General features: G+C 40.0%; 20 protein-coding genes. 14 read left to right on the top strand and 6 right to left on the bottom strand.

The genetic code is table 11. From position 1 onward, the window contains the following. The first annotated feature begins 108 nt into the window (after window positions 1-108). Together AC1EU2_RS03700 and AC1EU2_RS03695 are read left to right on the top strand one after the other, a co-directional pair. Complete coding sequence (locus tag AC1EU2_RS03700) at window positions 109-1,314, top strand: MFS transporter (protein ID WP_480296634.1); 1,206 nt, start codon at window positions 109-111, stop codon at window positions 1,312-1,314. 19 nt (window positions 1,315-1,333) lie between these two features. Continuing rightward, a complete protein-coding gene (locus tag AC1EU2_RS03695; protein WP_480296633.1) occupies window positions 1,334-3,511 on the top strand; it encodes an HAD-IIB family hydrolase in 2,178 nt (725 codons plus the stop codon). Window positions 3,512-3,551: 40 nt separating this feature from the next. Here AC1EU2_RS03695 and AC1EU2_RS03690 read toward each other — a convergent pair whose 3' ends face one another. After that, window positions 3,552-3,926 carry a thiol-disulfide oxidoreductase DCC family protein gene (locus AC1EU2_RS03690; RefSeq protein ID WP_480296632.1) on the bottom strand — a complete coding sequence of 125 codons (375 nt, stop codon included), beginning with the start codon at window positions 3,924-3,926 and terminating at the stop codon, window positions 3,552-3,554. 86 nt (window positions 3,927-4,012) lie between these two features. On the opposite strand from AC1EU2_RS03690, the gene bamJ reads away from it, so the two are divergent. The 8 genes from bamJ (at window position 4,013) to greA (ending at window position 16,124) form a co-directional block, all read left to right on the top strand. Continuing rightward, window positions 4,013-4,630, top strand: coding sequence for a BamJ family beta-barrel-assembly machinery protein (gene bamJ / locus AC1EU2_RS03685; RefSeq protein WP_204998751.1), 618 nt, complete (start codon window positions 4,013-4,015; stop codon window positions 4,628-4,630). 87 nt (window positions 4,631-4,717) lie between these two features. Beyond that, window positions 4,718-5,530: a 4-hydroxy-tetrahydrodipicolinate reductase gene (gene dapB, locus AC1EU2_RS03680; protein WP_480296631.1), complete on the top strand. Its 813-nt coding sequence runs from the start codon at window positions 4,718-4,720 to the stop codon at window positions 5,528-5,530. Between the two features lie 65 nt (window positions 5,531-5,595). Then, window positions 5,596-6,030: a cupin domain-containing protein gene (locus tag AC1EU2_RS03675; RefSeq protein ID WP_480296630.1), complete on the top strand. Its 435-nt coding sequence runs from the start codon at window positions 5,596-5,598 to the stop codon at window positions 6,028-6,030. Between the two features lie 606 nt (window positions 6,031-6,636). Beyond that, window positions 6,637-7,791, top strand: a complete 1,155-nt coding sequence (gene carA / locus AC1EU2_RS03670; RefSeq protein WP_480296629.1) for a glutamine-hydrolyzing carbamoyl-phosphate synthase small subunit — start codon at window positions 6,637-6,639, stop codon at window positions 7,789-7,791. A gap of 18 nt (window positions 7,792-7,809) precedes the next feature. Then, a complete protein-coding gene (gene carB / locus AC1EU2_RS03665) occupies window positions 7,810-11,028 on the top strand; it encodes a carbamoyl-phosphate synthase large subunit (protein WP_480296628.1) in 3,219 nt (1,072 codons plus the stop codon). 236 nt (window positions 11,029-11,264) lie between these two features. Beyond that, window positions 11,265-12,416 carry an efflux RND transporter periplasmic adaptor subunit gene (locus AC1EU2_RS03660; RefSeq protein WP_480296627.1) on the top strand — a complete coding sequence of 384 codons (1,152 nt, stop codon included), beginning with the start codon at window positions 11,265-11,267 and terminating at the stop codon, window positions 12,414-12,416. Beyond that, complete coding sequence (locus AC1EU2_RS03655) at window positions 12,416-15,493, top strand: efflux RND transporter permease subunit (RefSeq protein WP_480296626.1); 3,078 nt, start codon at window positions 12,416-12,418, stop codon at window positions 15,491-15,493. The genes AC1EU2_RS03660 and AC1EU2_RS03655 overlap by 1 nt, the downstream gene beginning before the upstream one ends. A 154-nt stretch (window positions 15,494-15,647) precedes the next feature. Beyond that, window positions 15,648-16,124: a transcription elongation factor GreA gene (gene greA / locus AC1EU2_RS03650; RefSeq protein WP_480296625.1), complete on the top strand. Its 477-nt coding sequence runs from the start codon at window positions 15,648-15,650 to the stop codon at window positions 16,122-16,124. A 102-nt stretch (window positions 16,125-16,226) separates the two neighbouring features. Here greA and AC1EU2_RS03645 read toward each other — a convergent pair whose 3' ends face one another. After that, complete coding sequence (locus tag AC1EU2_RS03645) at window positions 16,227-16,763, bottom strand: hypothetical protein (RefSeq protein ID WP_480296624.1); 537 nt, start codon at window positions 16,761-16,763, stop codon at window positions 16,227-16,229. A 283-nt stretch (window positions 16,764-17,046) separates the two neighbouring features. On the opposite strand from AC1EU2_RS03645, the gene AC1EU2_RS03640 reads away from it, so the two are divergent. From AC1EU2_RS03640 to AC1EU2_RS03625, 4 genes are all read left to right on the top strand, one after another. Next, complete coding sequence (locus AC1EU2_RS03640; protein WP_480296623.1) at window positions 17,047-17,475, top strand: hypothetical protein; 429 nt, start codon at window positions 17,047-17,049, stop codon at window positions 17,473-17,475. 101 nt (window positions 17,476-17,576) lie between these two features. Then, a complete protein-coding gene (secD, locus tag AC1EU2_RS03635; RefSeq protein ID WP_480296622.1) occupies window positions 17,577-19,388 on the top strand; it encodes a protein translocase subunit SecD in 1,812 nt (603 codons plus the stop codon). Between the two features lie 2 nt (window positions 19,389-19,390). Beyond that, window positions 19,391-20,299, top strand: a complete 909-nt coding sequence (gene secF / locus AC1EU2_RS03630; RefSeq protein WP_480296621.1) for a protein translocase subunit SecF — start codon at window positions 19,391-19,393, stop codon at window positions 20,297-20,299. Between the two features lie 271 nt (window positions 20,300-20,570). Next, complete coding sequence (locus tag AC1EU2_RS03625; RefSeq protein WP_480296620.1) at window positions 20,571-23,219, top strand: hypothetical protein; 2,649 nt, start codon at window positions 20,571-20,573, stop codon at window positions 23,217-23,219. Between the two features lie 81 nt (window positions 23,220-23,300). On the opposite strand, the gene AC1EU2_RS03620 is transcribed toward AC1EU2_RS03625, so the two are convergent. The 4 genes from AC1EU2_RS03620 to nirK all read right to left on the bottom strand — a co-directional run bounded on the left by AC1EU2_RS03620 (window position 23,301) and on the right by nirK (window position 26,501). Further along, complete coding sequence (locus AC1EU2_RS03620; RefSeq protein ID WP_480296619.1) at window positions 23,301-23,756, bottom strand: copper chaperone PCu(A)C; 456 nt, start codon at window positions 23,754-23,756, stop codon at window positions 23,301-23,303. A gap of 5 nt (window positions 23,757-23,761) precedes the next feature. After that, entirely contained in the window at window positions 23,762-24,397 is a 636-nt protein-coding gene (locus AC1EU2_RS03615) for an SCO family protein (protein ID WP_480296618.1), read from the bottom strand. A gap of 10 nt (window positions 24,398-24,407) precedes the next feature. After that, on the bottom strand, window positions 24,408-25,274 hold the full coding sequence (locus AC1EU2_RS03610) for a hypothetical protein (protein WP_480296617.1): 867 nt from the start codon (window positions 25,272-25,274) through the stop codon (window positions 24,408-24,410). Between the two features lie 66 nt (window positions 25,275-25,340). Beyond that, the gene (gene nirK / locus AC1EU2_RS03605) at window positions 25,341-26,501 is read right to left on the bottom strand and encodes a copper-containing nitrite reductase (RefSeq protein ID WP_480296616.1); all 1,161 of its coding nucleotides are present in this window, start codon (window positions 26,499-26,501) and stop codon (window positions 25,341-25,343) included. Window positions 26,502-26,646 lie beyond the last annotated feature (145 nt).

The raw sequence follows: 26,646 nt of genomic DNA, 5'->3' as shown, positions 1-26,646 counted from the left end.
TCCATTTAATCATATCCGCTCCAAATTTCTTCTTAACCTTGAACTATACTTGAATCTTATCACTTGCTAGGCTCCTAAATTGTATTCTGAAGGGCTAATAGAAGCATTATGCAAAGCAGTACAGTAACCCTAAAAGATAAAGTTTCATCTTCAACCTTGTGGAGGCTATTTCCGCTCTTCTTGGGGGGGATGACCATAGGTGTTGCTGAAATTGTGACTTTGGGGATTTTGCCCGAAATCGCTAATGCGCTTCAGGTTTCGGTATCGCAAGCCGGATATGCTGTGGTCGCATATGCAACAGGCGTTGTTGTTGGAGCTCCTTTGTTAGTAACTCTTACAGGACGTTATACTCCAAAGCGAACGCTTACCATTTTACTTTCTCTAATTGTCATATTTAACTTTATGACTATTTGGGCTTCAAACTTTTTAGAATTTACCTTTTTTCGGTTCTTATCAGGCTTGCCTCACGGTGCTTTTTTTGGTGTAGGAGCTGTCGTCGCAAAAAGGCTGGTAGATAAAACTAAAGCTGCACAGGCGATAGCGATTATGTTCAGTGGGCTAGTCTTTTCCAGTCTTTTAGTTGTTCCTATTGCTGTGAGGGTTGGAGAAATAGCAACATGGCAATGGCCATACGCCGTTGCAACTTGCTGTGGAATTTTAGCCTTGTTCGCACTTGTAATTTTGCTGCCTGAGGTTGAAGGTGATAAACATCAAAAACTAGCACCTCATCTTGGACTTCTAAAACAGCTTGATATTTGGTTGGTATTGAGCATCATTGCCGTAGGTTGTGCTGGCTATTTTGCATGGGCAACATATATCGCACCTTTAATCATGCAAGTCACAAAAGCGGATGAATCGACAGTCCCAATTGTGCTGTCAATAGCTGGCATTGGTACACTTTGTGGTAATTGGATCGGTGGGCGTTTATCAGATAAGTTTCATCCTCTGCCAGTTGTTCTGGTGCTGCTCAGTGCTATGGTATGTATCTGGCTATTGATTTATTTCACCGCCCATATTTTCTTTGCAGCTATGGTCACGGCTTTCTTAGCTGGTGTAGTAGCGTTTGCTGTTATTAGTCCTTTGCATATTTTAATCATCAATTTAGCAGGTCGTGCAGAAGTGCTTGCTGCGGCACTTTGTCAATCAAGTTTTAACATTGGGAATGCGTTTGGAGCGTTATTTGGCGGGCTTCCATTAGCTTATGGATTTCGGAGTAACAGTCCTGAGTTAGTTGGAGCATCAATGGCGTTTATTGGGTTATGTCTTGCACTCTATTTAGCAAAGCGACTTCGAATGCAAAATATAAAGGGATAGATAAATAAAGGAGTAGTAAATGGGTAAGGATGGCCCTAAATATAATCGAGCATTAGTTTTTGATCTTGATGGAACCCTGTTGGCGGGGAGTTTGTCTGCTAGGAGTGCGCTAACCCTATATTTAAAGAAAGCACAGAATACAGCAATTATTTTCTGTACAGGGCGCTCTTTCGAGCAACTTGAACCCATTTTAAATGACCCCGTGTTACCTGAGCCGGATATTATTATTTCTGATATAGGAGCTACAGTTTATCGAAAAGATGGGGAACCTTATTCATGGTTTAACATTGAATCGAGTATTCCTACGATTGATGATGTTCTAGAGCAATTACCCTGCCTAGTAGAGTTCAAGGTTCAAGGAGGGCAATGTCGAAATAGGGTCTCGTTTGAGTTTAAAAGTAGACAAGCTGAAATGATAGCTGAGGTTTTTGAGCACAAAGGAAATGAGTTGCCGTATGATTTCCTTATTTCTCATCATAAATATTTAGATGTGCTTCCACGAGGAGTAAATAAAGGCTCTACTTTAATTAAAGTATTAGCTTATTTAGGTATTGAACCTAAACATACGATCGCATTTGGTGATAGTTGGAATGATTACTCAATGTTAACTTGTGGGGTTCAAGGTGTGTTATTACCTGAAATTACAGGTAAACAAGATTCTCGTTTTCAGCCAATTATTGAAAAAGCTCATATAGAAATTCAACAAAAACCAGGTTGTGAAGGTATTTGCAATAAACTTACTATTGATTTTGAATCGCCAGATGAACCTTATAACACTCATGTGGTAAAAGCGATTTCCTACATTCGGCCATTGGAAATTTTCGTTACGTCACGTTATCCAAATGGCATTTTATCTACGGTGTTTGCTCCTAAAGCATATCAAGAAGACGAGCTGATCCACTACATCAGTGTATCTGTTGACCCTCGTAAGTCGGAAACGACTGTTGGACACCCGATGATTCATTGGCGAAATATTACGGTAGCAGAAGCTGACTATAAAGCTTTTTATCATAATGCTTCCCATGGGATGTTATGGCCAGTTTTTCATGATTTGGTCGATAAATACATGCATTGTGTTGAAAGCTGGGAAGTCTACAAATCAATTAATCAAAGCGTTGCGAATGTAATCGCTAAATCTTTACCGAAAGGAAGCCATATATGGATTCATGATTACAACCTTATTCTCACTATTGGGTATTTGAAATTGATAAGGCCAGATATCAAAGTGGGGTATTTCCATCATATTCCCTGGTCAACTGAAGGTTTAGCTGTTTTTCCTTATCAAGATGAGCTTGTACACGCTATTAGATATGCAGACGTTATTGCCTTGCAAACTTCAAAAGACCAAAAAAATGTATTGCTAGCTCTACGGGGTCATACTTTGGCAATTAAGGAAAACTCTTATTCGTCAAATAAGGTTGGTTTCCATGATAAAACTACTCAAGTTTGTGTTCACCCTATTCATGTCAATGATGAACTGATACGAGATGCTATAAAACATGATTTTTCACCAAGAAAGCCAATATTAAAGATATCCCATATCTCTAGAACTGATTACACCAAGGGGGTAACAACTCTATTAAATGCGATTTGTGAGCTTCTAAGTAACCCGCATAGAATTAAATCTAAAATACCTATTACTTTCAGCATTGTTATCTGCCAAACAGCGTATCAGGATTTAAAAAGCTATCAAGAATATAAAGACGAAATATATAAGCTTCTTGCAGAAGCTAAAAGACTAGTATCGGTTAATAAAATCGAAAATATTTCGCTAACTTTGAGCGAAAACGGTGTACATGGAAAGGAGCTGTATGCAGCATTTGCTGATACAGATATCATGATAATTCCGTCTATCGCCGATGGAATGAATCTTGTTGCTAAAGAGTATATATTGACTAATGGTTTATTGAATCGCAGGGGGGTTGTTGTCGCTTCAGATAGCGTTGGTGCCTGTGAAGACTATCCAGAAATGACGACATTTCGAGCGGGAAATTGGAATGATTTGAGTCGATGTTTATGTTCTTCGATTAATCAATGGGAGCAACTATCAGCTGAGAGTTTTCCTAAATTATTTGAAAGAGTGCGATTGGAGTCTCCAATTATTTGGACATCTGAACTGTGGGAAGAGCTTGAAAAAGCGGGAACAGATTTATTAATAAACAAGAGTACAAAAAGTAAGTTTCGTCGAACAGCTTAAAGGTTCTGTATTATAGTTAAATCCTTTGAGGTATAGATATTTAGATTTTAGAGCGAGCTAATATCTTCAATAATAATAGCCTTAAATAAACAAGTACTCGATAGGTTTTTTTTGAATTAATTTTTAAGTAGAGTTTTTCAAGTACACGTTTAATTATGTTTTTATGTTGGCTTCTTTTTATAATGATATCGAGAGCAGCATGACCATAGTATTCTTTACCTGAACATTGAACAATCATTCCGTGGTTTAAGTTGTAGCCTTGATTCCGGTAGTCTTCAATTATTTGTTCTGATAAATCACGAGCATTAATAAAATGAAGGATGAACTGATTTCGCTCAACTTCTCTTTTTAGCACGAAGTCTTTACAGATGGGACAGTCACCATCATAAATTACATTGATCTGTTTCGTTTTCATCATATTCACAAGTATTACTTATTGTTACCCCAGTGTGATAGACTTGCGCCGAATTTATTATTAACCACTGATGAGTAAATAGTCTTATGTCAGATAAATACACCACAGTTGAGCAGCAAGCAAGCTACGGTATTGGTTTACAAATGGGTCAGCAACTTGCTGCACAACCATTTGAAGGTTTGGAAATTTCTGCAGTACAAGCTGGTTTAGCAGCTGCATTTTCTGGTGAAGCAAGTGAAGTTTCTCATCAAGACTTAGAAGCAGCATTTAACGAAATTAACTCAAGAATGCAAAAAGAAGCTGAAGAAAAAGCAGAAGTTGCTGCAGCTGAAGGCATTAAATTCTTAGAAGAAAATGCTAAGCGTGAAGAAGTTATTGTTACTGATTCAGGCCTTCAATATGAAGTTCTTAAGCAAGGTGAAGGTGAGAAGCCTACTGTTGATTCAACAGTTCGTACTCATTACCACGGTACATTCATCAATGGTGAAGTATTCGATAGCTCTGTAGTTCGTGATCAGCCAGCTGAATTCCCTGTATCAGGTGTAATTGCTGGTTGGACTGAAGCATTACAACTAATGCCAGTTGGAACTAAACTTAAATTATTCGTACCTTCAGAATTAGCTTATGGTGAGCGTGGCGCAGGTGGTTCTATCCCTCCACATTCAGCACTAGTTTTTGAAGTTGAACTATTAGACATTCTTTAATATTTCTGTGCTTTTAAGCACAGATCAGTTACTGTAAACGCCAATATTTTATTGGCGTTTTTTTTCGTTTGAAGAAAGGTAAATAACATGAGTAGCAAAGTTCGTATCGCATTAGTTGGCACTACTGGACGAATGGGCCGTGTATTAGTAGAGGCAGCTAAACACGATGGACACATTCAATTAGGTGCGGCGATCGAACGGCAAGGTTCAACATTAATTGGCGCAGATGCTGGAGAATTAGCTGGCGTCGGAACGATGCATGTATCAATTAATGACTCTTTAGATACCGTAAAAGATGATTTTGATGTTCTGATTGATTTCACGTCTCCAGAATCAACAATGATGCATCTGCAGTGGTGTAGGGAAAATAGTAAAAGTATCGTTATCGGTACTACTGGGTTTTCTGAGGAACAAAAAGAGTCCATAGCTGATGCTGCGGAGGCAACCAGAGTTGTATTAGCGCCAAATATGTCTGTTGGTGTAAACCTGATGTGGAAACTTCTAGAAACAGCTGCTCAAGTCATTGGTGAGCAATCGGATATCGAAATTATTGAAACACACCATCGTCATAAAAAAGATGCACCGTCAGGTACAGCCCTTAAAATGGGCGAAGTGATAGCAGACACTTTAAACCGTGATCTCGAAAAGTGTGCTGTCTATGGTCGAGAAGGTATCACTGGCGAGCGCGACAAAGAAACGATTGGTTTTGCTACGATTAGAGCTGGCGATGTGATTGGTGATCATACGGCGTTATTTGCCACGTTAGGTGAGCGTCTTGAGATTACCCATAAGTCATCGAGTCGAATGACTTATGCAAACGGTGCAATGAGAGCGGCAACTTGGTTGGTTAATCAACCCGAAGGCCTTTATGATATGCAGCAAGTGTTAGGTTTAAAATAAATAAGCAAGTCTGATAGTTCGTTTCTATACTTTTGACTGTGTCAGCAAAAGTATGGAAACGAGATATGCACCAGAATAACCCCCCTGTCATTAATATTTTCGACGCTTTACAACAAGAAAAAGATACTACTGGTACTGGCTTACTCAGAGCTCACCTTGTGGATTACGGTGATTATGCTGTCACTACTTTCGAAATGTCGCCAAATCGTCCTGCAGCAACCCACTATCATACCTTCGGAGATTTTGATTTTTTTGTGATCATCAAAGGAAGTGGACAATTGCATCTCGCCCAAGTTAAAGACGATAGAATCGTGCCAGGTTCTGAAGAAATTAAACCGTTAAAGCAAGGCGACTTTTGTGCAGTTAGCCCTTATACACTTCACGGAATGGAAGCGCTTGAAAACGGAATGACAGTGATGGGGTTTGCACCTAAAAATCACAATGGTGATTATAGAAGCAGTGAAAAAAATATCTCAGTGGATTATTTCGAACCGAAATAGTTCATAGAATGTAACCCACATAATTAACGTCGTGTTGTGGGTTACTCTAGCTTTGCTGAGAACACTACGAATGCAAAATAGAGTTCTAAACCAAAGTAAAGTAGCAAACTCCAAGATTTTTCTTTTATGGCTTTCCAAGCTAACCAGCTAGTGATTGTTATCAAAAATAATACAATTATCACTTTTAACTACTTCCTAATAAAAGTTACTTAATCAATATGTCTAATGGTGAGTTTTAGATCTTATAACGAATCAAGTGTTCTAGAAATGGTACTCACTTTTCTGAAAATCAGGCTTTTATGGTGCGCATACAATGGTTGTCCGTAACTTATTTATTTAATTGACTTTATTTCTTTTGCTGTCGAAATCAAGAAATAAAAAAAGTAAAGATTTTTACTGCAAGATACTGATGTGCAAGCATTTTAATGTGATGAGTTAATACTGGAAGTTATGGCGCTAACAAATTGTCAAATCTGTGGATCAAGTCACACTTTTAATGTAAAATCTGCGCAATTTGCCAAAATTTCAATATTTTTTGAAATTTGGTAATGAAAACAGAATTAAAAATAATTATATTTCAGTAACTTGGCTCTTTCGGAGGTCGTGTTGACACAGTCTGCCTTACTCGTACTCGAAGATGGAACCGTTTTTTCTGGCACATCAATCGGTGCTAACGGTTATTCCGTCGGAGAAGTCGTTTTTAACACTTCCATGACAGGATATCAAGAAATTCTAACGGATCCTTCATACTCTCGCCAAATCGTCACTCTTACTTACCCTCACATTGGAAATACCGGAACTAACTCAGAAGATGTTGAATCAGAGCATATTCATGCTTGTGGTTTGATCATTCGAGACTTGCCATTAATGGCGAGTAACTTCCGTAATGAACAATCATTGAGTGACTACCTTAAAGCAAATAATGTTGTGGGTATTGCAGATATTGATACTCGTAAACTTACTCGTATCCTTAGGGAAAAAGGGGCTCAATCCGGTTGCATCTTTGTTGGTAAGCCAACACAAGAGAATATTGATAAAGCACTGGAGCAAGCGAAAAACTTCCCAGGTTTAAAAGGCATGGATTTAGCCAAAGAAGTTACTACTGAGCAGTCTTACCCTTGGCGCAACGGTAGTTGGCGTTTAGTTGGTGGTCACCCATCAGATACACCGGAGTCAGAACTCAAATATAAAGTTGTAGCTTATGATTACGGTGTTAAACGCAACATTTTAAGAATGTTGGTTGACCGTGGTTGTGACGTGACTGTTGTCCCTGCTAAAACGCCTGCAAGTGAAGTCTTGGCGATGAATCCTGATGGTATCTTCTTATCCAATGGACCTGGTGATCCAGAGCCATGTGATTATGCTATCGAAGCCATTCAAGAGATTTTAAAAACTGATATTCCAGTATTCGGTATTTGCTTAGGACATCAGTTGCTTGCTCTAGCCAGCGGAGCACAAACTCTGAAGATGAAATTCGGTCACCACGGTGCTAACCACCCTGTTAGTGATATTGAAAAAGGTACAGTGATGATCACCAGCCAAAACCACGGTTTTGCTGCTGATGAAGCAACACTACCTGAAAACATCAAAGTAACGCATAAGTCACTGTTTGATGGTTCATTGCAAGGTATTCACTTAACGGACAAACCTGCGTTTAGCTTCCAGGGTCACCCTGAGGCAAGCCCAGGACCACATGATTGTGCACCATTATTCAATCATTTCATCGAATTGATTGAACAAGCTCGTTTGAACAATAAGTAGTATCGAGGATAAGAGACAATGCCAAAACGTACAGATATCAAAAGTATCTTAATCCTAGGTGCTGGTCCGATCGTTATCGGCCAAGCCTGTGAGTTTGACTACTCTGGTGCTCAAGCATGTAAAGCACTGCGTGAAGAAGGTTATCGAGTTATCTTGGTTAACTCTAATCCTGCAACCATTATGACGGATCCAGAAATGGCCGATGCTACCTACATCGAGCCAATTCAATGGGAAGTTGTGCGTAACATCATCGCTAAAGAGCGTCCTGATGCTGTGCTGCCAACAATGGGTGGTCAAACTGCTTTGAACTGCGCACTTGAGCTTGAAGCGAAAGGCGTACTAGAAGAATTTAACGTTGAAATGATTGGCGCCACGGCCGATGCGATTGATAAGGCAGAAGATCGCAGACGTTTTGACGAGGCAATGAAGAAAATTGGTCTTGAATGTCCTCGTGCTGACGTGGCACATAACATGGAAGAAGCTCACGCTGTTGCTGAGCAGGTAGGCTTCCCGTGTATCATCCGTCCTTCGTTCACCATGGGTGGTAGCGGTGGTGGTATCGCATATAACAAAGAAGAGTTCGAAGAGATATGCTCGAAAGGTCTTGAGCTTTCTCCAACGAATGAGCTGCTGATTGATGAGTCATTAATTGGTTGGAAAGAGTACGAGATGGAAGTGGTTCGTGATAAAAACGACAACTGCATCATTGTTTGTGCGATTGAAAACTTCGACCCAATGGGTGTTCATACGGGTGACTCAATCACAGTTGCACCAGCACAAACGCTTACAGATAAAGAATACCAAATCATGCGTAACGCTTCGATGGCGGTATTACGTGAAATTGGTGTTGAAACCGGTGGCTCAAACGTACAGTTTGGTATCAATCCGAAAGATGGCCGTATGGTTATCATCGAGATGAACCCACGTGTTTCTCGCTCTTCTGCACTGGCTTCAAAAGCGACAGGCTTCCCGATTGCAAAAGTTGCCGCTAAGCTCGCCGTTGGTTATAGCCTTGATGAACTGATGAACGATATTACAGGTGGGCTAACACCTGCATCATTTGAACCATCAATTGATTATGTCGTCACTAAAATTCCACGCTTTAACTTTGAAAAGTTTGCTGGTTCCAATGACCGTCTGACTACACAAATGAAGTCTGTGGGTGAAGTGATGGCAATTGGCCGTACTTTCCAAGAATCATTACAAAAAGCACTTCGTGGACTTGAAGTCGGTAAGTCTGGTTTTGACCCAGTGGTTAATATTGACGATCAAGATGCGATTTCAAAAATTCGTTATGAGCTACAAGATCCTGGTTCTGATCGTATTTGGTATATTGCCGATGCATTCCGTGTAGGTCTGTCAGTCGATGCTATTTTCAAATTGACTCAAATTGACCCTTGGTTCTTAGTGCAAATTGAAGATCTGATTAAGCTTGAATCAAAACTTCAAGACCTTTCGATTGTTGAGCTTAATGAAGCATTGCTTCGTAAGCTAAAGCGCAAAGGTTTTGCTGACTCACGTATCGCTGAACTATTACGAGTGACAGAACAAGATATTCGTAAATTGCGAAACAGCTTAGAGGTACTGCCTGTTTACAAACGTGTAGATACCTGTGCTGCTGAATTTTCAACAGATACGGCTTATATGTACTCGACTTATGAAGACGAGTGCGAAGCGATGCCATCTGACAAAGATAAGATCATGGTATTAGGCGGTGGTCCTAACCGTATTGGTCAAGGTATTGAGTTTGATTACTGTTGTGTACATGCGGCACTAGCTATGCGTGAAGACGGCTATGAAACCATTATGGTTAACTGTAACCCTGAAACCGTATCAACAGACTACGATACTTCAGATCGCTTGTACTTCGAGCCAGTTACGCTAGAAGATGTACTTGAAATCGTACGTATCGAAAAGCCAAAAGGTGTGATCGTTCAGTACGGTGGTCAAACGCCACTTAAATTAGCGAAGGCCCTTGAGAAAGAAGGTGTACCTGTCATTGGTACGAGCCCTGATGCGATTGACCGTGCTGAAGACCGTGAGCGTTTCCAAGTTGCTGTAGAAGCGTTGGGTCTTAAGCAACCTCAAAACGATACAGTAACCACCGTTGACGGTGCAGTTAAAGCTGCTGAACGTATCGGCTATCCATTAGTGGTTCGTCCATCATACGTATTGGGTGGTCGTGCGATGGAAATCGTTTACGATGAAACCGATTTACTGCGCTACTTCAAGGAAGCAGTAAAAGTCTCTAATGACTCACCAGTGCTTCTTGATCACTTCTTAGATAACGCAATTGAAGTTGATATCGATGCTGTATCTGATGGTAAAGATGTGGTTGTTGGTGCGATTATGGAGCACATCGAGCAAGCTGGTGTTCACTCTGGCGACTCAGGTTGTTCTCTGCCGCCATACAGCTTAAGTCAAGATATCCAAAACCGCATGCGTGAGTATGTGCGCAAGCTTGCTTTGGAACTAGGCGTTGTAGGCCTGATGAATGTACAGTTTGCGGTTAAAGGTAACGACATCTACATGATTGAAGTTAACCCGCGTGCTGCACGTACGGTACCATTTGTTTCAAAAGCAACGGGTGTACCTTTAGCGAAAATTGCTGCACGTGTTATGGCTGGCCAAAGTCTTGCCGAGCAAGGTTTCACTAAAGAAGTGATTCCTGAGATGTTCTCAGTTAAAGAAGTGGTTCTGCCGTTTAACAAGTTCCCGGGTGTTGATCCTCTGTTAGGCCCTGAAATGCGCTCAACGGGTGAAGTAATGGGAACAGGCGTTACTTTCCCTGAAGCTTATGCAAAAGCGCGTTTAGGTGCGACGTCTGAAGTACCTAAGTCAGGTCGAGCTTTACTTTCTGTTCGCAATAGTGACAAAGAGCGTGTTGTTAAGCTAGCTAAAATGATGATAGAGCTTGGGTATGAGCTTGATGCTACACACGGAACTGCTGTAGTACTTGGTGAAGCGGGCATTAATCCACGTCTTGTGAACAAGGTACATGAAGGCCGCCCACACATTCTTGATCGCATCAAGAATGGCGAGTACACCTATATGGTGAACACAACGGAAGGTCGTCAAGCGATTGAAGATTCTCGTCAATTACGTCGTGGAGCATTACGTCATAAAGTGAATTACACAACCACATTGAACGCTGCATTTGCCGCTTGTATGGCACATAGTGCAGATGATCGTAACACCGTTCGTTCAGTACAAGAGTTACACGCCCTTATCGGCTAACTGAATCACTCGATTTCAGTATCTATTAAAAAAGCTGCTTAATTGCAGCTTTTTTGTTTCTTTTCTAAGCAAAAAATCAATTTTAGGATCATACTAATCACAAGTATTAAACCTTACTATAACCTTATGACAATAAGGCAAATTTATTCTTATTGAATTGCATTAAAGGCTTGCAACTCAATGATTCTTGCCTAATTATTGTTCGGTTTAGAATGTTGTACCTAGGAGTTAGTTGCATGCCGAAGTGGGATAGTAATTCTAGTGTGAAGTCTGTAAAGGTCTTTAAAACAGTTTCTTTTTGCTTACTTTCTTTTTTTTGTTTTTCTTTATCGAGTCATGCTGATGATAAAAAGCAGTCACAGCCTGTAGCCGTTACAGTTGAGCACGTGAAACAAGCCTATTTTTATGATGTAGTTCAGGAAGTAGGTAAAGTTAAATCTATCGATTCTGCGGACTTATCGTTTAATGCAGATAATAAAATCACCAAAATCTTTTTCCATAATGGTGATAAAGTCAGAAAGGGTGATTTAATTGCTCAGTTAGACAATTCAGATGCGAAAGCTGATTTAGACAAATCTAAGAGTTCACTGGCGTTAGCTAAGACCAAACTGGCCAGAATTAATGAATTACTTCAACGTGAACCTTACGCACTTTCTAAAGAGAATGTGGATGAAACTAAAGAGAATGTTGATTTAGCCAAAGCTGATTATCAACAAAAAAAAGCCGCACTCAGTAATTACCAGATTGTTGCTCCTTTTGATGGGCAGCTCACCACTTTTCAGCAATCTGTTGGCAGCCATATTGCCGCAGGCACTGCACTGGTTCGTTTATACAGTTTAAACCCTGTTGAAGTCAGCTATGCGATAAGCCAAAAAGATTTTGGTAAGGCACAGAAAGATCAAAAAGTCAGCGTTACTGTTGATGCTTATAAAGATAGAGTCTTCTATGGCAAGGTGAATTATGTCGCTCCAGCGATTGATGAGCAATCAGGTCGCGTAGCGGTTAGATCTGAGCTTGATAACCCTGATTTTGCCCTTGCTCCTGGTATGTTTGCCAATATTAAGCACTATTTCGGACACCGCATTAGTGAATTACTTATTCCACAAAATTCTGTAGTGGCAGAGAACGACAAGCGTTTCGTTTGGGTCGTAAATAAAAATCGAGTCGAAAAGCGGCCGATCACGTTAGGCAAGAATACGAACAGCGGCTTTGTTGTTGTCACAAAAGGCGTGAAAGAAGGTGAGCCGATAGTTAAGACTGGGATGCAAAATTTAAAGGAAGATTCGACGATTCGTATTTTACCTAACGTTCAACCTGCGAATGGCGCTAATGCAAAAAAAGCAGCAGAGTCCAATGATTCAACTAAGAGTAATGGAGAAAATAAGTAATGCAGCTACCTGAAGTCTGTATTCGACATCCAATTTTTGCTTCAATTCTTAGTATTATGGCAGTGTTGCTTGGTCTTATAGCTTTCCAAAAGTTAGAAATTCAATACTTTCCCGATCATAGTATTCATACCGCCGCAGTAAGTGCTTCGGTTCCCGGTGCAAGTGCTGATTTTATGTCTTCTAATGTTGGCGATAAGCTGATTGCAGCTGTCGGTGGCTTAGATAAAGTCGAAACGATGACGACCAATTGTAATATTGGTAATTGTTCTTTAAGCATCAAATTTACGTCAGACACAACAGACATTGAATACACTAATTTGATGAATAAGCTGCGCTCGAGCATCGAAGCAATCGATGATTTTCCGAGTAGTATGATTGATAAGCCCGTTGTTACGGATGACATTTCAGCTAAAGGCGGCAGTAGTAGTAACGTCATTACATTTGTAAACGATGGCAGCATGACTCCGCAGCAAATGTATGATTATGTCGCTCAACAACTGGTGCCACAATTTAAACATGTTCCTGGGGTTGGAGCCGTTTGGGGGCCTTATGGCGGTTCTCACCGAGCAGTTCGTGTTTGGCTTAACCCTGAACAAATGAAAGAACTCAACATTGGTGCTCAAGAGGTTGTTGATACATTAACAGCCTACAATACTGGCTTTACCTCTGGTGCCATTATCGGCAAGTCTAGAAATTTTTCTTTGAACCCAGTTACCCAAGTTCAAACCATTGATGACGTTAAAGGACTCGTTGTTCGACAAGATAAAGACCGTATTATTCGGGTTTCTGACGTGGCCAACGTTGTTTATGGTGAAAACAGTCTGAATCCATCAGCCCTAAAGGTTGACGGTGTGCCTGGTTTATCTCTTCAGATCCGCCCCTTAAGAAATGCAAATCCAGTTGATGTTTCTACAGCGATTGCTGATGCGATGCGAGGAATGCAAAAGCAATTGCCGAAGGGATTAAAAATGGACTTGGTGTATAACCAAGCAGACTTTATCAAAGCATCCATTCATGAAGGATTCTCAGCGCTGATTGAAGCGATCGTATTAGTATCAATTGTGGTACTTGTTTTCCTTGGTAGTATCCGTGCAGCATCGGTGCCAATCATCACGATTCCAGTTTGTGTAATTGGTGTTTTTGCAGTGATGTCGTACTTGGGATTTTCAATTAATGTTCTGACTATTTTGGCCATTATTTTGGCAATTGGCTTAGTGGTTGATGATGCGATTGTGGTTGTTGAAAACTGCTATCGGCATATTGAAGCAGGCGATAAGCCCTTTGACGCCGCTGTTAAAGGTTGTAAAGAAATCATCTTCCCTGTGATTTCGATGACTTTAACCCTTGCAGCCGTATACTTTCCAATTGGCTTGATGTCAGGTCTGACAGTCGATTTATTCAAGCAGTTTTCGTTCACATTAGCATCTGCAGTGATAATCTCAGGAATGGTGGCTTTAACTCTTTCGCCAATGATGAGCGCCTATTTGCTTAAGCCTGCAACCGATTATTCGAGTTGGTTTAAATTTGTTAATGATTGGCTCCATAAGCTTACCGATGGCTACGTCGTTATTCTTGAAAAGTGGATTAACCGGAAAAAGCGCATGTTAGGCATTGGTGTTTGCTTGGTGATTGTTGCAGGCATTGCATATTGGGCTTTACCTAAAATTCTTCTTCCAAAAGAAGATTCAGGTTTCATTATGGTATCCGCTGTTGGCCCCACTGGCGTTGGGCGAAATTATCATGTGGAACATTTAGGGCAAATTAATGATCTGACCAAAGGTGAACCATCTGTACGTACAAATTTATCATTCATTGAAAGTAACCCGCTTAATTTTATCTTATTAAAATCATGGAAAGAAAGAGAGCAAACGATTGATGAAGTGATAAAAGACTTAATCAATAAAGCGAAAAGTACTGTTTCAGCTTATAACTTATCCTTCAAGATTTATAACGCTGATAACTTAAATATTGCTGATAATGTAGTGCTTGAACTTACATCGTTAAGACGAGACCGACAGGCATTGAGTGATTCAGCTCAAAAAGTACAGAAACTGTTAGAAACCTATCCCGGTGTCACCAACGTTAATAACTCATTAAAGCGTGATCAACTTAGGTACGATCTCAGTATCGATCCAAATGCTATCACTCTCTCAGGGGTGAAATACTCAGATGTAACAAACGCACTATCTGTTTTTTTAGGTTCATTTAAAGCGGCCGACTTACATGCTAAAGATGATCAGACCTACGCAATTTTGGTTCAAGTGAATGAAAAATCATTAGGAGATTTTAACGTACTTAATAAGCTTTATGTCACTTCTGAATCAGGAGCGTCTTTACCGCTGAGTCAGTTTGTTTCAATAAAAGAAGCAACAGCAGAATCGAGTATTAAAACCTATAGAGGTCTCGATAGTGCGGAAATTTCGGCGAATATAGTTCCGGGATATTCCACTAGTGATATAAAGAATTTCATTGATGAAAATGTGCCGACTCAGCTGAATAAATCGCAATCATTTTTTTATAATGGTGTGATTAAAGATCTCATTGATTCTCAAAACGGTACTCAGTCCCTCTTCTTGCTTGCCTTGGTATTTATTTACTTAATTCTTGCAGCTCAATTTGAGAGTTTTACTGATCCACTCATCATCTTATTGACCGTTCCACTTTGCCTTGTTGGAGCTTTATTTACTTTATTCATTACGGGTCAAAGTTTGAATATTTACTCGCAAATTGGCCTATTAACCTTGGTTGGGTTGGTGACTAAGCACGGAATATTATTAGTCGAGTTTGCGAATAAACAGCAGATCAAAGGTTACTCAGCTATAGAGGCTGCTATCTTAAGTGCTAGGTCTAGATTACGTCCTATCTTGATGACATCATTAACCATGATTTTAAGCGCAATTCCTCTCGCTCTAGCAGAAGGCCCAGGATCGTTAGGTTTAGTGAACATTGGCCTAGTATTAGTGGGTGGGTTACTCGCAGGAACGTTTTTCTCTTTGTTTGTGGTACCGATTGCTTATGTTGCCATGTCCCAGTTAAGAGCAGAGGATGTTTTAGCTAGTTTACGAAGGCATGAATAGCGTGTTCACTTATCAGCTTTATCAGTGAATTTGCTGGCACAAAGTTGCATTTTTGGGTTAAGCTTACTGCAATATTAAATTCAAAATTACTTAAACCCTGTGTCATCGTTTGTTATGGCACGGGTTTTTATTGCTTAATGGAGTGTCCGTTATTATGAATAAGGTTCCAATGACTGTTGTTGGCGCAGAGGCTTTGCGCAAGGAGCTTGATGAATTAAAGTTCGAACGCCGCCCAAAAATCTCTGAAGCGATTGCAGAAGCAAGAGAGCTTGGTGACCTTAAAGAAAATGCGGAATACCATGCTGCTCGTGAAGAGCAAGGCATTTGTGAAGCTCGAGTTCGTGACATCGAGGGTAAGCTTTCTCATTCTCAAATCATTGATGTGACGCAAATGGAAAACACAGGTAAAGTCATTTTTGGCGTCACTGTAACAATTCTAAATCTGGATACCGATGAAGAAGTTACATACCGAATCGTGGGCGACGACGAAGCGAATATCAAAGAAAATCTTATTTCGGTTAACTCTCCAATTGCTCGTGGATTAATTGGCAAGATGGAAGGTGATGAAGTTGGTATTCAAACTCCAGGTGGCATTACTGAGTTTGAAATTGTTACTGTTGAGTATATTTAATTAGACTACAAACATTCATTTTATGCGTATTAGTTTTTCATTATGCAGTTTATTTGAAATAATTAATACGCATTATAAATCCTGCAATAAAACTAGCCTTTTTTATAAATGTTCGTCAACTTGTCTCTGGGGTGGATTATATCTGCGACCACGCTCTGCTAAATAATCTCTGGAGAGATCTTGTTGCCTTCTTGTTAACAGTGAAAAGAATTCATCAACTTCATAGGGAGCCTGCTCCTCTTCAGGTAGAGTTTGATTGTTTTCAATTTTCACTATAGCTTTTGTAAGAACTTTAACCCTTCTTTGTTGTGTTAGGCTATTTAAATACATTCCTCTACCTTCATTAGGACATGACGCCAGTAGTTTTTCGCCTAAAATTATCGAGTCTTCATACCCGTTTTGAATGCTTATGAATTGTAAAAAAGGATCACCGTAAGCTCGCATTACTTCGTATATAAGAGTCTTAGGTAATAACTCTTGTTCTGAAAGCTCCAATACCCCACCGTTTACAGAAATTACATATTCTGATCCACTATCAGAAAACGTATAGCTTTTTCCCTCTGAGAGTTTTGAGCATCTTTCTAAAAAGTCAGGTACCAAACATGAGGTATTTTGAGTAGAAGGAAGAAGTTCGGCCATACTATTCAACAAACTTGAGAGCGAGTAGTAACAGTTTAAAATTAACCTGATGTATTTGAAATAATTGTTAATAAGGCTAAATACTGAGGATATGTGGAGTGTCTGTATCACTATCACTAGCTGTACTTAAATTGAATTACCTTAAAAACAAACTATTGTTTTTCAAAATATATGGTTAGAATATGTTCAAGTAATCATTTCTCGAGTTATTTTGATTAAAGAGCACATATTTTCTGTAAAGTACCTCATTGCCCAATTTTGTATATTGGTGATTTGTGCTTGCGTGTCTTTGACTTTTTTCAATCAACTTTCTTCAAACTCACTCTCTTCATCGATAAATGAAATCAGTAAGATTTCTCATGTTTTTAGCCAAGATATTCAGCATCTTAAATCTGAAACCTCACATTTCAATTTACATTTTATAAAGTCCGAACCAATAAAAAGTAAAATTCATATCAATGATGATTTGAAGTTCACGGCGCCAATTAGTTTACGTTATTTATCTCTCATTCAATTCAGTTTTGAAGGGGCACAGGCCGATTATGTGCTTGCCTTTGAAATTAATGCTCCACCGTCATCGGAGCTAGATAAAAACTATAAAGTACCTTTTAGTCCAAGTTTAAATTGGGTGCTTTCAAAAGATTCCACACCTTCTAGGCTTAATGCTTGGAAAGAGTCCAATATTATCTATCGTCAAATTCAACAAGCCTGACATTTCTTCTTCCTATTTAAAAACAACAACTATTATTAATTGAGTGATGTGCATTCAGCACATGGCTTGATCCTCTTTGTTAAGGATTGAAGAGATTTATTATGAGACAAACTCGAAATGCGAGAGTGTTAAATGTCACTGCTCGTTGGAAGTACTATCTAGTTGCAGTTTCCGTCATTGTCATGCTGTTAAGTTCGATACCTTCTTGGTATGGAGAAGATGGTGCGGTTCAGCTCGGTTCGAAAGCCCGACAAGAGCTTTCGATTAAGCAAACACAAAAACTGCTAAAAGATGCCAAAATCCCAGTCAAGCGCATTGATGATAACGATAATGGTCGTGTCATTGTGTTGCAAAATCAAAAGCAACAAACGGATGCCAAAGATTTATTGATGAAGAATGTCAAAGATTCTGACGGTGTCACTTTAGCGCTTTCGCCAGCTGCTCCTAAGTGGTTACTTGAGATGGGTTTTACGCCAATTAAACTTGGCTTGGATCTACGTGGTGGCGTGCAGTTCCTTCTTGATGTGGACGTTGATGTGGTTTACCACAATCAAGGTGTAGCCCTAATCGATGATTTAAGAACTAACTTACGACATGAACACATTCGTGGTGTGAGCTTTCATCAAGGACACGATGAAAACATTGATGCTCAATCAACATCAGATGACGCATTAACGGCAGTAAGAAAATTTATGGGGAAAGAGTATCCACTGTGGCAAGTTGCTAGTGCTCCAGGCGGTGTACGTATGTACCTAAAAGACAAAGAGCGCATTAACTTGCGCAACATGACGGTCCAACAAAACCTTCAAATTATGCGAAGCCGTATCGAACAGCTCGGAATCACAGAAGCTTTAGTTCAACGCCAAGGTGATCATCGTATCCGCATTGAGCTACCGGGTGTACAAGATCCTGCTTCGGCTAAAAAAGTGATAGGCGCAACAGCAAGTTTAGCTTTTTATGCTGTAAAGGAAGAGGGCTCTGTTAATGCGCAGGTGATTAATGATCAAAACGGTCGTCCAGTATACGTCGCTCGTCGGCCTGTATTAGGTGGTGATCATATTGTTGATGCTCGTACTTCAGTGAGTCGATTAGGGTTAGCAAAAGTTGATATCACCCTAGACAGTGCTGGTGGCACCATGATGTCACATTTCTCTCGCTCACATATTGGTAAGCCAATGGCAACCTCATTCAGTGAGTATACTCGCGATGAAAATGGTCGTTCTAAGCAAAATACGCATATTATCAGCATTGCAACCATTCAAAGTCAGTTAGGTTCTCGATTTGAGATTACGGGGGTCGGTAGCATGCAGCAGGCTCAACAATTAGCATTATTGTTGAGAGCTGGTTCAATGACTGCTCCCGTTACTATCGTCGAAGAAAGAACCATCGGCCCAAGTTTAGGTGCTGAGAACATTGATAATGGCATCAAAGCATTGGCCTTAGGTTTGGCAGTAACGCTGACGTTTATGGCACTTTGGTATCGTCGTTTAGGCTGGGTCGCAAATATTGCATTGTTAAGTAATATGATCATTCTATTTGGTTTAATTACGCTTATTCCAGGTGCGGTATTAACGCTTCCGGGGATTGCCGGGTTAGTGTTAACTGTAGGTATGGCCGTAGATACCAACGTGCTGATATTCGAGCGAATACGGGACAAACTCAAAGAAGGGCGAAGTTTTGCTGGTGCGATTGATACTGGCTTTGATAGTGCTTTTTCGACTATTTTTGATGCAAACTTTACAACCTTAATTACAGCCGTAGTGCTTTATGCTATCGGTAATGGCCCAATTCAAGGCTTTGCACTTACCTTAGGTCTAGGTTTGATAACCAGTATGTATACCGGGATTTTCGCTTCAAGGGCGATAATTAATGCCGTATATGGTCGTAACACAAGTCGTGAAGTGAGGGTGTAATTATGAGTATAAAAGAATTTATTAAAACGAATGCCACTAAGCTTCGCTACATGACCAGTGTTGTTTCTGTAGTGGCAATGATTTTGTCGATAACCGTCATAGTAACGAATGGTCTTAATTGGGGGCTAGATTTTACGGGGGGAGTCGTTTCAGAGATTCAAATTGCTAAAAACATCACTCCTAAGCAAATGCATCCGCTGTTGAATAAAGCCTACAACCAAGACGTAACAGTGATATCAGCCAGTGAGCCTGGACGTTGGGTTTTGAGGTATTCCGATGTACAAGCTGGAAAGAAACGCGCTGATTTAAAAGACGTACTGAAGCCTTTAGGCTCAGATGTCCAAATTCTTAATACTAGTATTGTTGGACCGCAAGTAGGTAAAGAGTTAGCCAACCAAGGTGGGTTAGCGCTGCTTGTCTCAGTACTTTGTATTTTAGGGTATTTGAGTTTCCGTTTTGAATGGCGGTTGGCGTCAGGGGCGTTATTTGCTCTTTTGCATGATGTAATTTTTGTCTTGGCATTTTTTGCGTTTTCGCAAATGGAATTCAATCTCACAGTGTTAGCTGCCATCCTTGCGATATTAGGTTACTCACTGAATGACTCGATTATTATTGCTGATAGGATCAGGGAGTTGCTGATTGCTAAACCTAATGGGGCCGTGACCGATATTAATAATCAAGCGGTTGGAGCCACATTCTCAAGAACCATGGTGACTTCGGGGACGACATTGATGACCATTGTAGCACTCTGGATCATGGGCGGTGAGCCATTGAAAGGCTTTTCAATAGCGATGTTCATCGGGGTGTTAACAGGGACTTGGTCTTCCATTTCTGTTGGTACATCATTACCTGAATATATGGGATTGAAACCTGAGCACTACAAGGCTAAGGCTATTGTAGAAACACCTTAGTTTGAGATGCCATTTTATTGAGCCGGCGTTATAGCCGGCTTTTTGTAAACCAAAGATTAAGTCAAATTAACTTGCTGTTTTACCAATAATTTGAAAAATAAAAGTAACCACTTTCAATTTTAGGTAGAAGGCAATGTATAGCAGTGTAAGTACCGCTTCAAAGCCTCTAGCTGAACATAAATATCATTACCATCAAGACAACATACCGCCTAATAGTTGCAACTCAGTACATATTACAAGCCCTTACTTCGCTGCAGATCAGTCTCAACCCTTGATAGAACAAGTCGATGCTGCAATAAGTGCAGGACATCGATTTAATCTTTGTATGTTTTTTCCGGTTCTAGAAGAGCAAACGCAAGAGCTGATATCAATGATTGGACTATGTGAGTTAAGGAATATCCCCATCGTTGTGTTTGCAAAAAGAAATGACTTTGATGATAGAAAGATATGTCTTCCAGATTCTATCAGGGAAAGACTCCGTCAAGCTGAGGCTAAATACATCGAGTTACAACAGTATTCTATATTTTCGGAGCAGCAGTTTCATGACAAATTGAATCACGAAAAAATCGATACGCTTATTTTTGCTGGATGCAATTATAGTGAAAAGGTCAGGGCGTCAATTGTTGGGAGAAAAGAACATTCAGCGTCATCACACACAAATCGAGAGTTTGGAGCCAGTGATCATCAGGTTCAAGTGTTTACATCACCATCGTTGTTGAGAGAGCCTCCGTTTTCGTCTCAAGATAATAAACTGTACTTAGGCTTCCGAGTCGTCAACAATTTCCCCACAACGACTCTTGAAGCAGAAAAACACACAAAAATAGGCTTGAGTGATGATGTCGAGCAAAGACGATTTTTAAGAGCTTTAGCTGACAATAACTTTGCTGAGCTTATAAATTTTCAAAGTAATAATCCTAGCCTAGTGAAAAAATGTTTTATTGATGAAATTCAAAAAAATAACATTGGAATGATTGCACAGTTTTTAAAATTTCCTAAAGTGTTTGGGCCTGAAAAATTATATGAATACCTCGGAGAGCATGATTCAACTCAATTACTCTTTACAGCATTAGAAAAGAAAAATGTCACAGTAATAAATTGGGTTTTAAGCGAGGAACCAGGCATTAGAGCCATTGCCAAATTAGTGCCTAATAGAACTCGGTTTGATGAAAACGAATCTGTAAAAGTACTGGTTTCTAAGCTTAGAAATCATAGTGTCGATATTCTTGATATCAGGATAAAAGGCACCAATTTAGTCGAATATTGCATAGATAAAGGATACTGGGAAGCGCTTGACGATATCGTCATTAACTATCGAAATAGCGCTGTTGTGAATGAATTACTGTATAAAAAATTCTTCAGCGGAGAAAAAATTAAAACTCCTAAGACTAAAAGATGTAGTGCGATAAACATTGTTGTCTACTCAGCGTTTTCAGCGTTTCAGAAAGGGGATGAAAAACGTTTACTAACATTGACCGACCATGTTATTTCCATTGATTCAGAAGCGGCTCACTCTTTGTGCCAACTCTATGGGTACCGACTGGTAGATCTTGGAATTGAGCAAAATAATGAGCGTATTGTAAATTGGGTGACAAATGTAAATTGGAATAAAACTAAATTAGGTGCTTTAGACGAAAAGGGTAGCTCGCTTTTGCATCGAGCTGTTGAAAAAGGGCAATCAGGTATAGCACTAACACTTTTACATCATTGTGATTTGGATAAAAGAAATCAAGCTGGTAAGAGGCCTTTAGATGGCGTAATACCTGGTTCACCTTTATGGGAAGGCCTTGAAGGTTCTGATATAGGCAATAAATATCTTTGTCGTCAGCACAAGCCATTGACTCCGGTTCATCAGGTAAGAAACACAGCCGCTCCCCGTCCAGGTTATGTCAGTCAATATACGCTTAATGGTCCTCAAGTTACTGAACCAAAAAGGCCACAACAAATTCATCAGCCTCCTATGGCAAGGCCTAGTAATAAAGTCATTCATACAGACATCGGAGACCGAGATTTTTTTCTGGATAAGGCTAAATATCAAGAGTTTCTTACCCAAAATGGATTTGTAGATGGCGTTACACATGTAGACCACCTATTCGAAGCAGCCGTAGAGCAGAACAATTATGCAGCTCTAGCTTATATTTGTACCAAAGTGCAAAAATTTGAAGATGCGCCAGTGAAAAAATACGACAACCTTACGTATTTGCTGATTCAAGATGATGAGGGACGACTGAGAAGAAATCATCCTCATATGACTAGTAAAAAAGGCGCATATTTTGTGACTTTAGGAAAGAATATTTTTGACAGATACGGTCGAATAGAACCTATCAGGATAGGTAAAAAGCCTTTTACAGATAACAGTAAGCTTATTATAAACGGTCATGGACCTCATATAGCCGGAATGTCAGGAGCACAATTCGGTGAAGTGGTTGACCGATGGTTAACATCTGTTGGTTGTAAAGGGAAAACATGTCCGAAAATCACTCTGGTAAGTTGTAATGTCGGTGAAGAGAGGGCTGAGTTCAATCAAGAAAGTGGATTAATTGAATTTAGCGAAAGTTTTGTAACAGAGTTGGTGGACTATTTAGGAAAAAAAGGTAGAAACATTAGAGTTACAGCAACGAGTGGGGTTGTTAGCACCATGGGAGATGGCGTTGAAATCTGTTTTATAGAAAATCCATCAACGAAGAAAGTCATGAAATGGCAAGGAGAGGGATGCTGGTTAAGTCCTCACTATCCATACAGGCAAATGGATAGGTTTCGAGATATATCAATGAAAAATTATGATGCTTCTTTAGTTAAATATTATGAATATGACCTTGACACTCAAAAAGTAAAAAGTAGAAATAAGCATGAAAATGAAAAGGAACACTTTGGGTTGCAAAGCGAGGCTGTGCATCATAGTTGGCAAAGGCGTTTTGACTAGTTTATCAAGAGTGCTGACTATGTTTAAGTTGAGTGATGAGCAGCTAGGAAGGTTGGGTAACCTAACTACTCATAAAGATGATTAATGATGGTGACTATGATCGATAGCTGGTCCATCCATCGTGACTTTTGCGAAAACCTTTATCGTTTCCCCATTTTTAAAATGCAATTTTAGCGGTACTTTCTCGCCTTTAGCGGGAACACCATGAGTAAAATCCATCATCATGCCATGAAAGCTTGCAGGTTCCAGTTTTGCAACGCCGTTGGCTGGAACAGCCACGAATTCAACTTGCTCCATTCGCATCATGCCCTTTTTAATAAAAGATTTATGCAACTCGATATGGCCTCTTTTTGATGAAATCGAGTCAAGCTTCATTGGCTTACTTGTCGAGTTTTCTATGGTTAAATAAATAGGTACCACTCGGCTGGTTGGGGGCATGGCTCTGATCCATACGTCTTCAACTTTAAAGTCTTTAGCAAATACAGAACCGCTGATAACGGTTAGGATTAAAGAAAAAAGTACATATTTTAATCTCATATTGTTTATCCTTTTAGTAACCCAACAATTTCATCACGCATTTCTATGAGAGGCGTACCAGTGTAAAAAAATCCTCTTGTGCGTCCTTTACCGTCAATAACGAAAATTTTGGCAGTATGGGAGAACAAGTAGCCTTTTTTCTTAGGCGCATCATTATCCTCGACACTGAGTTTTTTGTATTGAGTTGTGACTCGTTCATCGGCGAGCTTTGAAAACTCAGCGCTGTAAAGCTTTGCAACTTCAGCAACCTTATTTTCTTCATCAACTAGGCCAATAAAGCTAGGATCAAAATAGCTGAGATACTTGTTTAAATGTTTTGGGGTGTCGTATTCGCTGTCAATGCTAACAAATAGCACCTGAACTTGAGCTTGTTGATTTAACGAAAGTTTTTTCATCATTTGGCTTACGTGGGCCATAGTTGTAGGGCAAATGTCAGCACAATTGGTGTAACCGAAAAACATGAGTACAACTTTACCACGAAAGTCAGACAAGCTGACTTCAGCGCCTTTGGAGCTCATGAGTGTGAAATCGCCACCAATACCTTTTAAAATTGGCATTTGGGCTGATGCAAAACTGCCTGAAGTTAGATTAAGGATAAAACCTAACGATATTAATAAAATGAGTTTAACTATCTTGTTCATAGTGCTTCCCTTAACAGCGGATCTCTGCGCCTAAGTCAGTGACTGGTGGCAGGTATTTAGCCTTATAACTGACAATATGTACTTTGCCATCAATGAACTTAACTTTGAGTTCGAGCCCCATTTGGGCAAGCTCGTTTTCATCATCATGGTTTAATGCACTCCATACATATTGAAAACTCGCTGTATAAATTTGATGATTCTCGCTTGGCTTTATGTTGAGGTTTTTGATAGCTCGACGACTTTGTTTATAATCTTGCTTGGCTATCACTGAGAGGTATTGTTTAGCGTTGTTAATCTGAGGCTCTTCGGGGGAAAATTTGGTGTTAACTCCAAAAGCCTTAAATAGCTCTGCATTGTTGGCAGACTTCCCTTCACTGAGTTTGTCGATGTGATCTGTCCACTCATAAATAAAGGCTTTTATTAGGTTAGAATGGCTGGCTGAACGGTAATTTGATTCAAAACTATCAAACTCGTTGAGTTCAGTTTTACTGGCTGTAATTTTGTTTGTTTTTAAATCTAAAGTAAGCCATTGAATTACGTATTGGCCTACCACTGCTTTTCCTGAGTTAGGTTTGGAAAGGTATTCAAGCTCAACTTCGATAATCTGTTTTCCGTTTTCTTTGACCTCGGGCGTTATTGTCAAAATATGATGAGCGCCGGCTGTTCGCTTTGCATTTTTGTATTCGCCGTAATCAATCGAGATAGAGTTTGGAATGGCATAGCGAGATTGGTCGAGAAAACCATACCATTGGTAGACCTTCCCTTGCAGTTGGTAATCAAGTGGCTTTTCTGCTGCAGAAGCTAGAAAGGTTGTGATGAAAAGTAGAATACTCGTGCAAGTAATGAAACGTCGTTTGAAATGAGAAGTTGCTTTCATGCTAACCTCCTTAAGTTGTAATCTAAAAAGGAGTGCAATGCAGCACTGCACTCCAAAGATTATCCTTTATGCCATTTTGTGTGGCTTTTTCAGTTGAACCATCAGGTTGTCGTCCCATTCACCATCAACTTTAATATGGCCAGCAGCCCCTTTCATAATGGCTTCGATTAAGTTGTGATTTACATAAGCGTATAAACCTGGCTGTAAGAAGGTATAGATTGCTGCACCAGTACATCCTCCTGGGATCCCCCATGTTTCTAAATCAGTTTGTGGTGCATCGTTAAATGATCCCGTTGGCCATACATAATCGCCATGACCACCAATAATGTGTGGACGAGTATCACGGTTAGGTTGTGAATGGATGAACATAACCGTTTCACCTACCTTCGCTGTCATCGCATTTTTTCCTGTGAGTGCGCCGACTTTGCCATTGAATACAATATGGGATGGTGTCAATGTTTTCATCACTTCTAAGGTATCTGACATGCTGCCAGTAACCGTGTCATACGTTTTGTATTTACCGTTTTTATCCGTTGGAATATAGAAGTCTTGCTCGCCAACATAGTAGGCTTTGTCGTACTTAATTGGATTACCTTGACCGTCTTTCAAACCATCACGAGGAAGCACCATAATTGCACCGGCCATTCCCATTGCAACGTGCCATGGGATCATGATGCCACCCGGAGCACAGTGATAAACGAATGTACCAACCTTGGTTGCTTTAAAGCGGAAGGTGACTTCTTCACCCGGTGAAACCAGTGTCAATTCACCACCACCTAATGCACCTGTTGAAGCGTGAAGATCAATATTGTGAGCCAGTGCATTTGTTTTTGGGTTTTTCAGAGTGAGTTCAACATAATCATGCTGGTGACAGACAATTAATGGCCCAGGAACACTACCGTTGAAAGCACTTACCCAAGCTTTCACACCGTTATCCAGTTCGACTTGTTTTTCTTCTACAGAAAGAGTGACTTGAATAACTTTAGGTTTGCCCTTTGCGACTTGATCATGTTCAGGGACAAACGGTGGTGGTACAAGTTCTTGAGTAACACGCTCAAGTTGATCGGCGGTGTAATTTGCCATGCGGTCACGTTTTTTTCCACTTGAAGCTGTAGCTGAAGTTGAAACCATACCTGCTGCTAAACCAGCACCTACAAGCCCTACACCCACTGAACCGCCTAGAAAATGACGACGGTCTGTGTTTACCTTTAATTCTTTGTTATCCATTTTTCTGCTCCGAGTATCACTGTACTTTGTTCTTAGCTACAAAATAATTTGTGTTGAAGTAGCTATGCACGAAGGTGCCCTCATACAACAGGCTAGTTCCGTGCCGTTGGTGACAGAATAGACGGAGCAAAAAAAAGCCACTTGA

It is taken from the genome of Parashewanella sp. 2304DJ23-3 (assembly GCF_056591695.1).
Note: the sequence above shows the minus strand (reverse complement) of the source record. Positions and strands in the feature narration are given on the sequence as shown.

Excerpts from the sequence above, each read along its gene's own strand:
- AC1EU2_RS03645 (WP_480296624.1), bottom strand. The coding sequence starts at position 16,763 with ATGGCCGAACTTCTTCCTTCTACTCAAAATACCTCATGTTTGGTACCT.
- AC1EU2_RS03675 (WP_480296630.1), top strand. The coding sequence starts at position 5,596 with ATGCACCAGAATAACCCCCCTGTCATTAATATTTTCGACGCTTTACAA.
- AC1EU2_RS03700 (WP_480296634.1), top strand. The coding sequence starts at position 109 with ATGCAAAGCAGTACAGTAACCCTAAAAGATAAAGTTTCATCTTCAACC.
- secF (WP_480296621.1), top strand. The coding sequence starts at position 19,391 with ATGAGTATAAAAGAATTTATTAAAACGAATGCCACTAAGCTTCGCTAC.
- AC1EU2_RS03695 (WP_480296633.1), top strand. The coding sequence starts at position 1,334 with ATGGGTAAGGATGGCCCTAAATATAATCGAGCATTAGTTTTTGATCTT.
- AC1EU2_RS03615 (WP_480296618.1), bottom strand. The coding sequence starts at position 24,397 with ATGAACAAGATAGTTAAACTCATTTTATTAATATCGTTAGGTTTTATC.
- bamJ (WP_204998751.1), top strand. The coding sequence starts at position 4,013 with ATGTCAGATAAATACACCACAGTTGAGCAGCAAGCAAGCTACGGTATT.
- greA (WP_480296625.1), top strand. The coding sequence starts at position 15,648 with ATGAATAAGGTTCCAATGACTGTTGTTGGCGCAGAGGCTTTGCGCAAG.
- AC1EU2_RS03610 (WP_480296617.1), bottom strand. The coding sequence starts at position 25,274 with ATGAAAGCAACTTCTCATTTCAAACGACGTTTCATTACTTGCACGAGT.
- AC1EU2_RS03690 (WP_480296632.1), bottom strand. The coding sequence starts at position 3,926 with ATGAAAACGAAACAGATCAATGTAATTTATGATGGTGACTGTCCCATC.
- carB (WP_480296628.1), top strand. The coding sequence starts at position 7,810 with ATGCCAAAACGTACAGATATCAAAAGTATCTTAATCCTAGGTGCTGGT.
- secD (WP_480296622.1), top strand. The coding sequence starts at position 17,577 with ATGAGACAAACTCGAAATGCGAGAGTGTTAAATGTCACTGCTCGTTGG.
- AC1EU2_RS03620 (WP_480296619.1), bottom strand. The coding sequence starts at position 23,756 with ATGAGATTAAAATATGTACTTTTTTCTTTAATCCTAACCGTTATCAGC.
- AC1EU2_RS03655 (WP_480296626.1), top strand. The coding sequence starts at position 12,416 with ATGCAGCTACCTGAAGTCTGTATTCGACATCCAATTTTTGCTTCAATT.
- nirK (WP_480296616.1), bottom strand. The coding sequence starts at position 26,501 with ATGGATAACAAAGAATTAAAGGTAAACACAGACCGTCGTCATTTTCTA.
- dapB (WP_480296631.1), top strand. The coding sequence starts at position 4,718 with ATGAGTAGCAAAGTTCGTATCGCATTAGTTGGCACTACTGGACGAATG.
- AC1EU2_RS03660 (WP_480296627.1), top strand. The coding sequence starts at position 11,265 with ATGCCGAAGTGGGATAGTAATTCTAGTGTGAAGTCTGTAAAGGTCTTT.